This is a genomic window from Seonamhaeicola sp. S2-3, assembly GCF_001971785.1.
Taxonomy (GTDB): domain Bacteria; phylum Bacteroidota; class Bacteroidia; order Flavobacteriales; family Flavobacteriaceae; genus Seonamhaeicola.
Map to the genome: position 1 here is coordinate 1,418,436 of NZ_CP019389.1, position 12,716 is coordinate 1,431,151.

Below are 12,716 nucleotides of genomic sequence, written 5' to 3' on the forward strand. Positions count from 1 at the left end.
CTTGCCTAATTTGCTTTTTAATATTCTAAATAAATAGAATTCTAAAGCTTCCACATCTTTTTTATTTTGTTCTTCTGATTCATGATTTTAGTTCCTTTTAAGGTTTCCCATAAAAACAACCCTGAAAGTTTCTCTACTTTTGATGTTTCAACTAAAAAATTTTCTAATGGTTCATTTGATTTTTTATTAGGAATAATAAAAGACCACATATAAATAGTGCCTGTATTTCTTTCTGTAAGAACAGATTTAAAAAAAGCATGCGAAATAGGTAGCGAAACTTTAATGTTTGGATCATCATCTCCTATCATAACAACTTCTTGATCAAAATAAAATAATGGTCCGGAAATTACATAGGTTTCAAATACCTTTTTATCACTATCTAAAAACCTTACGGCATCTTCTAGCCTTTTCCATATACCACTATTAAATTCTGGATCTTGCGGACACATGTTAGACAATAAAAAGGTTTCACTATTTTGAATTGCAGTCTCAATTTGGTTTGCACTAGCAACTAGGTGACCTCTGTTAAAGCCAGAATTTTCATAAACTTCTTTATCTGCTCTAAACTTTTCTGGTATTCTATAGTCAGACCGAAAATAATCTTTTCGTTCAACATTAGTGAAGTTGGGGTCTACAATCTCAAGCGCCCATTTAGCTTGCCGAAAATAATAGGAATATCCTAAAACATAATGCCTGTTATAAAGAATTTGATCTGCTTCTGGTAAACCATATCGAGTCTCTCTTTTTAAATTTGAATGATCCATTTTAAAGTTATTTATCTTTAAATTATTGTAAGCATTCAAGTTAAAGACTTTAATTTTTATATAAAATAAGTAGCCCCACTTATTTTTTTGAAAAAATTAAACACAAAAAAAGCCCAAACTACATTTGTAATTTAGGCTTTAAGAGGTGGTCCCACCTGGGCTCGAACCAGGGACTTTCTGATTATGAGTCAGATACTCTAACCAACTGAGTTATAGGACCCGAAATTGGAGTGCAATATTACTATTATTTTTATTTCCTAGCAAGAAAAATTAATCCTTTATATTTTGACACAGCTCTATTAACACCCCATTGGTGCTTTTTGGGTGTAAAAAAGCTACTAGTTTATTATCGGCTCCTTTTTTAGGAGTTTCATTTAAAACAATAAAATCCTCTTCTTTTAAGCGTTTAATTTCGGCTTCAATATCATCAACATCAAAAGCAATATGATGAATACCTTCTCCTTTTTTTTCAATAAATTTTGCAATTGGACTATTGGGGTTTGTGGCTTCTAATAATTCTATTTTATTTTCTCCTACCTTAAAAAAAGCTGTTTTTACACCTTCGCTCTCAACAGATTCTATCTTATAATGTAATTCACCAAATAGTTTGGAAAACAATTTATTAGATGTTTTTAAGCTTTTAACAGCAATTCCTATGTGTTCAATTTTATTCATTATTCTTCTTTCATAGAAAGGTACAAAATTTGTAAATCAAAAAACATGATTATCTATAAAATATCCGTTACTTTTGCATTATGGAAGAGAGTCAAAGACAAAAAAAAATAGCATCGGTTTTACAACGTGATTTGGTAGATGTACTACAAAGAGCCGCTACAGATGGAGGTTTAAAAGGTGTACTCATTTCAGTTACTAAAGTATCAGTTACTGTAGATTTGTCTGTAGCTAAAGTGTATTTAAGCATTTTTCCTAATGATAAAGCCCAAGAACTTATTGAAGGCATTAAAACAAATACACCAGCAATAAGACATGAATTGGCACAACGTACCAAAAACCAACTTAGAAGAATGCCTACTCTAGATTTTTTTATTGATGATTCTTTAGAATACATTGATAATATTGAGCGTTCTTTAAAAGGGTTAGATAACCCATTAAAAAACCCAGATTTACTTGATAAAAGAAACAAGTCTTAATTGAATGTATCCTTATATATAGCAAAACGTTACTTACGCTCTAAGAGCTCTAATAATGCTATAAATTTTATAACCTATATTGCACTTATTGGAGTTATTTTAGGCTCTGCTTCTTTATTTGTAGTACTTTCTGGTTTTGCTGGTTTAAAAGATTTTACCTTAGAATTTTCTAGCATTGTTGACCCCGATTTAAAAGCCGAAGTAGCATCTGGCAAATCGTTTATACTTACAGATGAAGACATTTCTAAACTCAACAACTTAGAAAACATTGCACTTTATTCTAAAATTATTGAAGAGCGTGTATTAATAACTTCTGATGAAAAAAAGACTTTGGCTACCATAAAAGGAGTTGATGAACATTTTCAAAAAGTGGTTAATATTGAGTCTGAAATAGACTATGGTAGTTGGTTAGATCAAAAATCTAATCAAATAGTTGTTGGTTGGGGTATAGCAAATAACCTATCTGTTGGTGTTTTAGATTTTACAAAACCAATAGATATTTATGTGCCTAAACCAGGAAAAAAACAAATTACCTCTACAAGTAATGCTTTTAATACCGTTAGATCTGTTAATGTTGGTGTGTTTTATATTAATGAAAAATTAAACGATAACTACATTTATACCTCAATAGATTTAGCTAAAAAATTGCTTAATTATAAGCCCAATCAAATCTCTGCTTTAGAGTTTAAACTAAAAGAAGGTGCAGATATAGAAGCAACAAAACAAAACATAAAAAACGTTTTAGGAGATAAAGTAGTTGTTAAAAATAGAGCCCAACTAAATGATGCGCTTTACAAAATGTTAAACACAGAATATCTTGCTGTTTACCTCATTTTTACACTGGTTTTAATCATTGCATTTTTTAATGTAATAGGCTCACTTATTATGATGATGTTAGACAAAAAGCAAAGTTTAAACACGTTATTTAACATGGGAATTCATTTAAAAGATGTTAGAAAAATATTTTTCTATCAAGGCAGTTTAATGAGTATTGTTGGCGGTTTTATTGGTGTAGTTTTGGGCTTAATACTTATAAGCAACCAAATTTACGGTCCAGATTTTCTTAAAATTTATATTACGCCTACGCTTCCGTATCCAGTAAAAATAAAAATGATTAACCTCTTTTTGGTGTTTTTAACCATTTCTGTTTTAGGTATAGTAGCATCAAAAATTGCTTCGGCAAGAATAACCAAATCCCTAATTAAAAATATTTAATGGTGCACAAGTTGCCACAAAAACGGTTTCTTAATTAATATGCAGTTTAGCTGCAAGCTTTTTAGAAACAGCGTCTTTATGAACCGTAATACTAATGGCTTTTAAGCGCATATAACTTTCGCTAAAATAAACATAACCACCGTTAGCATTTCTATTGGCATCAGTACCCCAACTATTTTTTACCTTATAGTATTTAGTACCGTTTTGATCTTTTAACATACCCGTAATATGCATTAAATGATCATCGGTAGTGGTGAAATTTTCAAATTCATCCTGTCTGTAAGCTTGCGTTATACTTTTTTCTGGGTAAATGCCCTCCAAAGCTTTTTGGTTATTTTCAGTTTGCTGCGGAATAACAGCTACTCCATATTTTGAAGAAAATGTGCGCTCACTAACATCGCAATCTAAACCAACTGTAAAACCATTTTCTAAGGCATTATCAATAGTTTGTATAAACTCGTTTAATGGCACATTATAAAAACTACCATTGCTCCAATTATCAGGAATATTTAAAATAAAATTTGTGTAAAACGGCTTATGTGTAAACGATGTTATGTTAACATAATCTGAAGGATTTAAAGTGGTCATCTCTAAAAAAGACTTTGGTGTATAAGTCTTTCCTTTATATTGAAACGTTTCTGGGTTACTACCAAGATAAACAGATAATACAGCATCAATAGCATCATCCCATTTTTTGCTTAATTTTTTCCCAGGATTATTGGCGTAAGTTTCTACCATACTTCGTAATACCGCAACAAGTTCTGCGTGGTTATGATTGGTTTCATTCTCAAACAAACCACTAAAAACACTGTTTGGTACTAAACCATATGCTGCCACAGAGTTTAATACATCATGCGCTAATCCGCCTTCACTAAATTGCGCCTTTCCTTGTCTCATTACAAAATTCTTTGCCTTTTCAGGATAGGTGTTTCTTACGGTGTACATTTCAGATAAATTAATTTGCTTTCCGGTTAGCCTAATAATTTCAGATTCTAAAAACGATGTACTAGAAAAACTCCAACAAGTGCCCGTTCTTCCTTGACTTATTACTGGTGTAGTTTGTAAATCTATTACCGTAGTGAATTGGTACGGTTCTTGGGCTTGAAGCGTAAAAACGGAAACTAAAATTCCCAGCAACAAAAAAGTCTGTTTTATCATGGTAAATGGTGTTAATGTATAAGAATATTTTAAAGTAACTGCTAAGTTAAAAAATGCTTTTACTTACACTAATTATTTATGGCGTTCTGTGTGTCCCAAATTTTTATCTGGCGCTATAACATCTCTTACTTTTATTTTTAGCGTTTTAATTTCAGGGAAACCATTCATTTCTTTACGAGACCAAATTTTTACATCATTGGCATAAATTTCAAAAATACCACCAGTTCCTGGAACTAAAGTTAAGGCATCAATATCCTCACTAAATGTAGTGAGTAATTCTTGCGACATCCAAGTGGCTCTTAATAGCCATTTACATTGTGTACAGTAAATAATTTTAATATGATTTTTCATAAATACCTTATGAACATTTACTTTGTAAACTGGTATCCGGCAAACTTATCTAATACCTCATCAAAGGTTGCAAAAACATCTTTAGCGTCATCGCTAGTTACCATTTTCATACGGTAATCTTTAAAATGTGGAATGCCTTTAAAATAATTGGTGTAATGGCGTCGGGTTTCAAAAACACCTAGTTTTTCACCTTTCCAATCTATAGACATTTGTAAATGGCGACGCGCTGCTTCAACACGTTCTTCTAAAGAAACAGGAGGTAAATGTTCACCCGTTTTAAAATAGTGTTTTACTTGTTTAAAAAACCACGGATTACCAATACTAGCACGCCCAATCATAGCGCCATCTAAACCGTAACTATCTCGCATTTCTACTGCCTTTTCTGGCGTGTCAACATCACCATTTCCAAAAACTGGAATGTGCATTCTTGGGTTGTTTTTAACCTCGGCAATGGGTTTCCAATCGGCACTACCTTTATACATTTGTGCGCGGGTTCGCCCGTGAATTGATATGGCTTTACAACCAACATCTTGTAATCTTTCGGCAACCTCAACAATTTTTATAGAGTCGTGATCCCAACCCAATCGGGTTTTAACGGTAATAGGTAAATTGGTGCGCTTTACCATTTCTGCGGTAAGCTTTTCCATTAAACAGACATCTTTTAAAATGCCAGCTCCTGCGCCTTTGCTCACTACTTTTTTAACAGGGCATCCAAAATTGATATCGATGATGTCTGGGTTAGATTTTTCAACAATATCAATGGTTTGCAGCATACTATCTAGATTTGAACCAAATATTTGAATCCCTACCGGACGCTCTTTTTCATAAATATCTAGTTTCATAACGCTTTTAGCTGCGTTACGTATTAAGCCTTCGCTAGACACAAATTCGGTATACACAACATCGGCTCCTTGTTCTTTACACAAAGCACGAAATGGCGGATCGCTTACGTCTTCCATAGGCGCAAGAAGTAACGGAAAATCAGGAAGTTCTATGTTGTCTATTTTTACCACCTTATCAATTTTGGATTGCAAAAGTATTGAAAACAAACAATATATCTAAAATTCAATTTCTACTTCTACCTTTTCACCCTTTCTATCAACTACTACTTGTGTTTTATTACCTTTTTCAAAAGTTGATAGCGCCCTCATGTACGACATTAAATCTGTTACTGTACTATCGCCTAATTTTATTACAACATCACCTTTTTTCAATCCTGCTTTTTGGGCTGGTTTACCTTCAGAAATACCATCAATACGCATACCCTTTCCATCAAATAAATAATCTGGAATCACCCCTAAAACCACTTTAAATCGTGGCGTGTCATCACTTTCATTTTTAGTTTTTCTAAAAGGTAGTTTTCCATTATCATCTAAATCGGTAATAATTTCAAAAATATAATTAGAAATGGTTTGCATGCCCTTGTAGTTAAGCTTATCATAATCATCGGTTGGTTTATGATAATCTTCATGTTGACCCGTAAAAAAGTGCAACACTGGAATATTGGCATTGTAAAACGACGTATGATCGCTAGGACCAATACCAGATTCTTTGGGAATTAGTTTAAAGTTAGCATTGTTACTAGTTACTGTTTGTTTAAATATTGGCGAAGTACCCACACCATAAACTGCCAAAGTACTATCGGTTTTAAGTCTGCCTACCATATCCATATTAATCATGTAGTTTACCCTTTTAGTATCAATAGTTGGGTTTTTTACAAAATAGTTTGACCCCAATAACCCCATTTCTTCACCAGAAAAAGTAATAAACAAATAGTTGTTATTAGTATTGGTTTCTTTTAGTTTTTTAGCCAAATCTAATAAAACAGCAACGCCACTAGCATTGTCATCTGCACCGTTATGAATGGCTTTTTCGCCTCGGTGTAAAGACCCTTCGGCTCCATAACCCAAATGATCATAATGTGCACCTATTACAACGGTGTTTTCTGCTTTATTATCTAAAAATCCTATAACGTTTAATCCGGTTATAGTACTATCACCTTCCTTAACATTATAGTTCACTTTTTGGTGCGGATTGGTTTTTGGTTTAAATGTAAAAGGTTGTAAATAGTTTTGAGTGCCTTTTGCTTCAATTCCTAAATTTTTAAACCTATTAGCAATGTAATTAGCTGCTTTTTTTTCGCCAACAGTACCAGTTTGCCGGCCTTCAAGTTTATCATCAGACAAAAAAATAACATCATCTTTTATAGAAATAGGTTCTAATTTTTTACAAGCTACCAAAACCAACAAAAAAATTAATAGGCTACTATATTTCATTTTTTTAAATTTACGTTTATACAAATTTAGTCATTACAATGCATAAGATATACGTTATTATTCTGGTTTTAATTATAGTAAGCTGTAAAAATCAAACAAAAAACCCATTAAAATTAGAAAAGGAAGTTAAAACCGAAACAGAAAACAATCCATTAATTTTTCCAGGAGAAAAACACTTTAAATCTATTAGACAAATAACACATGGTGGTGATAATGCCGAAGCTTATTGGAGTTTTGATGATACTAAATTAGTGTTTCAGTCTAATTTTAGTAAGTGGAATGTGAGTTGCGACCAAATGTTTTTAATGAATTTTAACGATACGTTTGATTCTGTAGCTCCACCCATGGTTAGCACTGGAAAAGGCAGAACTACCTGCTCTTATTTTTTACCAGATAACAAGCATATCATTTATGCATCTACCCATTTGGCAGATGAAAACTGCCCCGATACCCCATTAAGAAAAAACGGAAAATACATTTGGCCCGTTTATGACTCTTATGACATTTTTGTAGCAGACTTAGAAGGGAATATTGTAAAGCAATTAACCCATGAACCTGGTTACGATGCAGAACCAACCGTATCTCCAAAGGGTGATAAAATTGTTTTTACCTCAACCCGCAGTGGCGATTTAGAATTGTACACTATGAATTTAGATGGGACCAATGTAAAACAAATTACTAATGAATTAGGTTACGATGGTGGCGCATTTTTTTCTCCAGATGGTAGCAAAATAATTTTCCGTTCATCAAGACCTAAAACAGAACAAGAAATTAAAGAATATAAAGAACTTTTAGCCGAAGGCCTAGTAGAACCTACCGAAATGGAATTATACATTTGTAATGCCGATGGTAGTGATTTACGCCAACTAACCCATTTAGGAAATGCTAATTGGAGTCCATTTTTTCATCCCTCAGGAAAAAAAATTCTGTTTTCTTCAAATTTTGAATCAGAACGCGGATTTCCATTCAATTTATATTTAATTGATATTGATGGCAAAAACCTAGAACGCGTAACCCATAGTAAAACCTTTGATGCCTTTCCTGTATTTTCTAATAACGGTAAATATTTAGCATTTTCTTCTAACAGAAATAATGGTGGCGGAAGAGATACTAATCTATTTATTGCAGAATGGCAAGATTGATTGCTTTTTAGTAATAGAAAAACTCAATATTTAAACTATCTTTGCGCCTCTATTGTAGTAAGAAACAGGTATGAAGAACATTAGAAACTTTTGTATTATAGCACACATAGACCATGGTAAAAGTACCTTGGCAGACCGTTTATTAGATTATACGGGTTCTGTAACCGCTCGTGAAAAACAAGACCAGCTTCTTGATGACATGGATTTAGAGCGAGAACGCGGTATTACCATTAAGAGTCATGCTATACAAATGGATTATGAATATGAAGGAGAAAAATATGTTCTTAATTTAATTGACACCCCAGGTCATGTAGATTTTAGTTATGAAGTTTCTAGAAGTATTGCTGCCTGCGAAGGTGCACTTTTAATAGTTGATGCTGCACAAAGCATACAAGCGCAAACCATTTCTAACTTATATCTGGCTTTAGAAAATGATTTAGAAATTATTCCTGTTCTTAATAAAGTAGATTTACCAAGTGCTAGCCCCGAAGAAGTAACCGATGATATTGTGGACCTTTTAGGTTGCGACCCAGATGAGGTTATCCACGCTAGTGGTAAAACCGGTTTTGGTGTAGACAATATTTTAAAAGCCATTATAGAACGTATTCCAGCACCTAAAGGAAACCCTAATGAGCCTTTACAAGCCTTAATTTTCGATTCGGTTTACAACCCGTTTCGTGGTGTAGAAACTTACTTTAGAGTTATAAATGGTTCTATTAAAAAAAATCAGCAAATAAAATTTATTGCAACAGGTAAAACCTATGGTGCCGATGAGGTTGGTACACTAAAATTAAAACAAATACCCAAACAAGAAATTAATGCTGGTGATGTAGGTTACGTTATTACAGGTATAAAAGAAGCTAAAGAAGTAAAAGTTGGTGATACCATTACAGATGCCGTAAACCCAACCCAAAATGCTATTGCCGGTTTTGAAGATGTAAAACCTATGGTTTTTGCAGGTATTTACCCCGTTGATACTGAAGATTTTGAAGAGCTTAGAGCCTCTATGGAAAAACTACAACTTAATGATGCTTCTTTGGTATTTCAACCAGAAAGTTCTGCGGCTTTAGGTTTTGGTTTCCGTTGCGGATTTTTAGGTATGCTTCATATGGAAATTATTCAGGAGCGGTTAGAACGTGAGTTTGATATGACTGTTATTACAACCGTACCAAACGTAAGCTACCACGCCTTTACCAATAAAAACCCTGATGAGATTATTATTGTAAACAACCCGTCTGATTTACCAGACCCTTCAACCTTAAACCGTGTTGAAGAACCTTATATTAAAGCAACCATTATTACCAAAGCCGATTTTGTTGGTAATGTTATGAGTTTGTGTATTGAAAAACGCGGACAAATAACTAACCAAACCTATTTAACTACAGAGCGTGTAGAACTTAATTTTGATATGCCACTGGCTGAAATAGTTTTTGATTTTTACGATAGATTAAAAACCGTATCAAAAGGGTACGCCTCTTTTGATTACCACCCAATTGGCATGAAACAATCTAAATTAGTACGATTAGATGTTTTATTAAACTCACAATCTGTTGATGCGCTTTCAGCATTAATACACGCCGATAATGCCCACACCATTGGTAAAAAAATGTGTGAAAAATTAAAAGAATTAATTCCGCGACAACAATTCGATATTCCAATTCAAGCCGCTATTGGCGCCAAAATTATTGCAAGAGAAACCGTAAAAGCGCTTCGTAAAGATGTTACGGCAAAATGTTATGGTGGTGATATTTCGCGTAAGCGTAAACTTCTAGAAAAACAGAAAAAAGGTAAAAAACGTATGCGTCAAGTTGGTAATGTAGAAATTCCGCAACAAGCTTTTATGGCGGTACTTAAACTTAATGATTAATACAATCTTATTTTAATTACCTAAAACCATTTTTTCATTTTATAAAGACTCCATCAAAATTTATAAAATATTATCGGAAAATTTAGACTTTTGTTGAATTTCTTTAACAAAAAAATTCATTTTCCTTAATAATGTTTTTTTTTCTTCAAAAATGAGATTTCAACAAAGTTATTAACAATATTTTTGTAAGTTTATGTGATAGTGGTCTTAAACCTATTTTGGTTTAAACCGTTACTAAACAACAAAAATTATTTGTAATCGATTTTTCAAGAAATCCATATGAAAGCACTTTTTTACACTAGAGAGTTTCCGCCATATGTCTACGGTGGAGCTGGCGTACATGTTGAATACTTAGCCGATGAATTATCTAAATTAATGGATTTAGAAGTAAGATGTTTTGGCGATCAAGATTTTAAAGATGGTAACTTAAGTGTAAAAGGATTTCCTTTTGAAGATGGTGTATTTAAAAATGCTGATGACAAACTAAAATCGGTTTTTAAAACGCTTAGTACAGGCCTACATATGAACGCCAATGCGGTAGATGCAGATATTGTTCACTGCCACACTTGGTACGCGCATTTTGCGGGCATTATCTCTAAACTTTGTTATGGTACTCCTCTAGTAATCACTACCCATTCTTTAGAGCCTTTACGCCCTTGGAAACGTGAACAATTAGGACGTGGTTATGACGCTTCATCGTGGGTTGAAAAAACTGCTATTGAAATGGCAGATGCCCTTATTGCAGTTTCTGAAGAAACAAAAGAAGATGTGATTAAACACTTTAATGTAGATGAAAATAAAGTAAAGGTAATTTATAACGGCATTAACTTGCAACAGTATGTTCAAACCTCAGAAACCTCTACTTTAGATGTTTATGGCATTGATAAAACCAAACCTTATGTGCTTTTTGTAGGACGCATTACACGCCAAAAAGGAATTATTCACTTAGTAAACGCCATAAAATATATAGATCCAGAAACCCAAGTAGTGCTTTGTGCCGGTGCACCAGATACCAAAGAAATTGGCGAAGAAATGAAGGAAGCTGTTAACCAAGTTAAAAAAACAAGAGACAACGTTATTTGGATAGATAAAATGGTTACTAAAGAAGAAATTATTCAACTTTATTCTCATGCCGATGTATTTTGTTGCCCTTCTATTTATGAACCCTTCGGAATTATAAATATTGAAGCTATGGCGTGTAATACCGCTGTTGTAGCAAGTGCTGTAGGTGGTATTAAAGAAGTGGTTGTTGATGGAGAAACTGGAATTTTAGTGCCTTTAGAACAACAAAAAGAAGCACCTTTTGAACCTATTGACCCCGATAAATTTTCAAGAGATTTAGCCAATGGAATTAACAAAGTAATTAACAATGACACCCTAAGAACCTCTATGGCTCAAAAAGGTAGAAAACGTGTTGAAGACTACTTTGATTGGGTAGCCATTGCTAAACAAACCAAAGATCTATACAAATCATTAATATGAATCCATTAAACTATTAAAGCAACTAAATATGATTAATAATAAAGTTTTAGCCATTATTTTAGGTGGCGGTCAAGGCTCTAGATTATATCCATTAACAGAAAAACGCTCTAAACCAGCAGTTCCTATTGCAGGAAAATACCGGTTAGTAGATATTCCTATTTCAAACTGTTTAAATGTTGATATTAAGCGTATTTATGTATTAACACAATTTAATTCTGCGGGTCTTAATAAACATATTAAAAACACCTATCATTTTAGTTTTTTTAGTAGTGCTTTTGTTGATGTTTTGGCGGCAGAACAAACCCCACACAACAAAACTTGGTTTCAAGGAACGGCAGACGCTGTAAGACAAAGCATGCATCATTTTTTAGCTAATGATTTTGAATATGCTTTAATTTTATCTGGAGACCAATTATACCAAATGGATTATGATAAAATGATTCAAGCCCATGAAGAAAGTGGTGCAGAAATTTCTATTGCTACCATTCCTGTAAATGCTAAAGACGCAACAGGATTTGGTATTCTTAAAGCAAACCAAGAAAATATAATTACTTCTTTTATTGAAAAACCTGATGCTAGCTTACTACCTGAGTGGACCTCTGAAGTAAGTGATGACATGAAAGCTCAAGGACGTCATTATTTAGCATCAATGGGTATTTATATCTTTAATAGAGATTTATTAGTTAAGTTAATGGAAAATGAAGAAACCATGGACTTTGGTAAAGAAATCATCCCTCAGGCTATAGACTCTCATAAAACTTTAAGCTATCAATATGAAGGCTATTGGACCGATATTGGAACTGTAGAATCGTTTTTTGAAGCCAATCTAGGATTAACAGATGATATCCCTAAATTTGATTTATATGACAAAAACAAACGCATATACACACATGCTAGAATGCTTCCTACAACAAAAATTGCAGACACTATTTTAGATAGAACTGTAATTTCAGAAGGTTGTATTATTAGCGCTTCTAAAATTGAAAAATCTGTAATTGGTATTCGGTCTAGAATAGGAAAAGAATCTACAGTAATCAACACCTACATGATGGGTAATGACTATTATGAAACCCTAGAAGAAATGGAAAATAATAAAATTGAAGTGTTAATGGGTATTGGTGAACGCTGTTTTATTAAAAACTGTATTATAGATAAAAACTGCCGTATAGGTGATGATGTTAAAATAAATGGCGGGCCACACCTTGAAGACACCGAAACAGACACCTATTGTATAAAAGATGGTATTATTGTTCTAAAAAAAGATGCAATAATTCCAAAAAACACCATTATACAGTAACAAAAAATAATTT

At 33.0% G+C, this 12,716-nt stretch carries 12 protein-coding genes and 1 tRNA gene; 6 read left to right on the forward strand and 7 right to left on the reverse strand.

Features of this window, described 5'->3' with window-relative positions; all coding sequences use genetic code 11:
• Nucleotides 1-41: 41 nt before the first annotated feature.
• The 3 genes from BWZ22_RS06620 to mce all read right to left on the reverse strand — a co-directional run bounded on the left by BWZ22_RS06620 (nucleotide 42) and on the right by mce (nucleotide 1,439).
• On the reverse strand, nucleotides 42-764 hold the full coding sequence (locus BWZ22_RS06620) for a DNA/RNA non-specific endonuclease (protein WP_076698820.1): 723 nt from the start codon (nucleotides 762-764) through the stop codon (nucleotides 42-44).
• A gap of 146 nt (nucleotides 765-910) precedes the next feature.
• Nucleotides 911-984 (reverse strand) — tRNA-Ile (locus BWZ22_RS06625).
• A 50-nt stretch (nucleotides 985-1,034) separates the two neighbouring features.
• Entirely contained in the window at nucleotides 1,035-1,439 is a 405-nt protein-coding gene (gene mce / locus BWZ22_RS06630) for a methylmalonyl-CoA epimerase (RefSeq protein ID WP_076698822.1), read from the reverse strand.
• An 80-nt stretch (nucleotides 1,440-1,519) separates the two neighbouring features.
• Between mce and rbfA the strand changes: the two genes are divergently transcribed.
• Nucleotides 1,520-1,915 carry a 30S ribosome-binding factor RbfA gene (gene rbfA / locus BWZ22_RS06635; protein ID WP_076698823.1) on the forward strand — a complete coding sequence of 132 codons (396 nt, stop codon included), beginning with the start codon at nucleotides 1,520-1,522 and terminating at the stop codon, nucleotides 1,913-1,915.
• The gene (locus tag BWZ22_RS06640) at nucleotides 1,916-3,130 is read left to right on the forward strand and encodes an ABC transporter permease (RefSeq protein WP_076698825.1); all 1,215 of its coding nucleotides are present in this window, start codon (nucleotides 1,916-1,918) and stop codon (nucleotides 3,128-3,130) included.
• Between the two features lie 30 nt (nucleotides 3,131-3,160).
• Here the strand turns inward: BWZ22_RS06640 and BWZ22_RS06645 are convergent, their stop codons facing one another.
• The 4 genes from BWZ22_RS06645 to BWZ22_RS06660 all read right to left on the reverse strand — a co-directional run bounded on the left by BWZ22_RS06645 (nucleotide 3,161) and on the right by BWZ22_RS06660 (nucleotide 6,915).
• The gene (locus BWZ22_RS06645) at nucleotides 3,161-4,285 is read right to left on the reverse strand and encodes an aminopeptidase C (RefSeq protein ID WP_371326824.1); all 1,125 of its coding nucleotides are present in this window, start codon (nucleotides 4,283-4,285) and stop codon (nucleotides 3,161-3,163) included.
• A 75-nt stretch (nucleotides 4,286-4,360) separates the two neighbouring features.
• Nucleotides 4,361-4,639: a SelT/SelW/SelH family protein gene (locus tag BWZ22_RS06650; protein WP_076698828.1), complete on the reverse strand. Its 279-nt coding sequence runs from the start codon at nucleotides 4,637-4,639 to the stop codon at nucleotides 4,361-4,363.
• A 17-nt stretch (nucleotides 4,640-4,656) separates the two neighbouring features.
• The gene (dusB, locus tag BWZ22_RS06655) at nucleotides 4,657-5,652 is read right to left on the reverse strand and encodes a tRNA dihydrouridine synthase DusB (protein ID WP_076698829.1); all 996 of its coding nucleotides are present in this window, start codon (nucleotides 5,650-5,652) and stop codon (nucleotides 4,657-4,659) included.
• A 45-nt stretch (nucleotides 5,653-5,697) separates the two neighbouring features.
• Nucleotides 5,698-6,915, reverse strand: a complete 1,218-nt coding sequence (locus tag BWZ22_RS06660) for a M20/M25/M40 family metallo-hydrolase (protein WP_076698831.1) — start codon at nucleotides 6,913-6,915, stop codon at nucleotides 5,698-5,700.
• Between the two features lie 38 nt (nucleotides 6,916-6,953).
• Here BWZ22_RS06660 and BWZ22_RS06665 point away from each other — a divergent pair, with 38 nt between their 5' ends.
• From BWZ22_RS06665 to BWZ22_RS06680, 4 genes are all read left to right on the forward strand, one after another.
• Nucleotides 6,954-8,057 (forward strand): PD40 domain-containing protein, encoded by a 1,104-nt coding sequence (locus tag BWZ22_RS06665; RefSeq protein WP_076698832.1) that lies wholly within the window; start codon nucleotides 6,954-6,956, stop codon nucleotides 8,055-8,057.
• A 70-nt stretch (nucleotides 8,058-8,127) separates the two neighbouring features.
• Nucleotides 8,128-9,924 carry a translation elongation factor 4 gene (lepA, locus tag BWZ22_RS06670; RefSeq protein ID WP_076698834.1) on the forward strand — a complete coding sequence of 599 codons (1,797 nt, stop codon included), beginning with the start codon at nucleotides 8,128-8,130 and terminating at the stop codon, nucleotides 9,922-9,924.
• Between the two features lie 279 nt (nucleotides 9,925-10,203).
• Nucleotides 10,204-11,406, forward strand: coding sequence for a glycogen synthase (glgA, locus tag BWZ22_RS06675; RefSeq protein ID WP_076698835.1), 1,203 nt, complete (start codon nucleotides 10,204-10,206; stop codon nucleotides 11,404-11,406).
• A 28-nt stretch (nucleotides 11,407-11,434) separates the two neighbouring features.
• Nucleotides 11,435-12,703: a glucose-1-phosphate adenylyltransferase gene (locus tag BWZ22_RS06680; RefSeq protein ID WP_076698837.1), complete on the forward strand. Its 1,269-nt coding sequence runs from the start codon at nucleotides 11,435-11,437 to the stop codon at nucleotides 12,701-12,703.
• Nucleotides 12,704-12,716: the final 13 nt, after the last annotated feature.

What these genes read in the sequence shown, in the direction of transcription:
- rbfA (WP_076698823.1), top strand. Translation starts at nt 1,520, where the DNA reads ATGGAAGAGAGTCAAAGACAAAAAAAAATAGCATCGGTTTTACAACGT.
- BWZ22_RS06680 (WP_076698837.1), top strand. Translation starts at nt 11,435, where the DNA reads ATGATTAATAATAAAGTTTTAGCCATTATTTTAGGTGGCGGTCAAGGC.
- mce (WP_076698822.1), bottom strand. Translation starts at nt 1,439, where the DNA reads ATGAATAAAATTGAACACATAGGAATTGCTGTTAAAAGCTTAAAAACA.
- BWZ22_RS06665 (WP_076698832.1), top strand. Translation starts at nt 6,954, where the DNA reads ATGCATAAGATATACGTTATTATTCTGGTTTTAATTATAGTAAGCTGT.
- BWZ22_RS06620 (WP_076698820.1), bottom strand. Translation starts at nt 764, where the DNA reads ATGGATCATTCAAATTTAAAAAGAGAGACTCGATATGGTTTACCAGAA.
- BWZ22_RS06650 (WP_076698828.1), bottom strand. Translation starts at nt 4,639, where the DNA reads ATGAAAAATCATATTAAAATTATTTACTGTACACAATGTAAATGGCTA.
- BWZ22_RS06660 (WP_076698831.1), bottom strand. Translation starts at nt 6,915, where the DNA reads ATGAAATATAGTAGCCTATTAATTTTTTTGTTGGTTTTGGTAGCTTGT.
- glgA (WP_076698835.1), top strand. Translation starts at nt 10,204, where the DNA reads ATGAAAGCACTTTTTTACACTAGAGAGTTTCCGCCATATGTCTACGGT.
- lepA (WP_076698834.1), top strand. Translation starts at nt 8,128, where the DNA reads ATGAAGAACATTAGAAACTTTTGTATTATAGCACACATAGACCATGGT.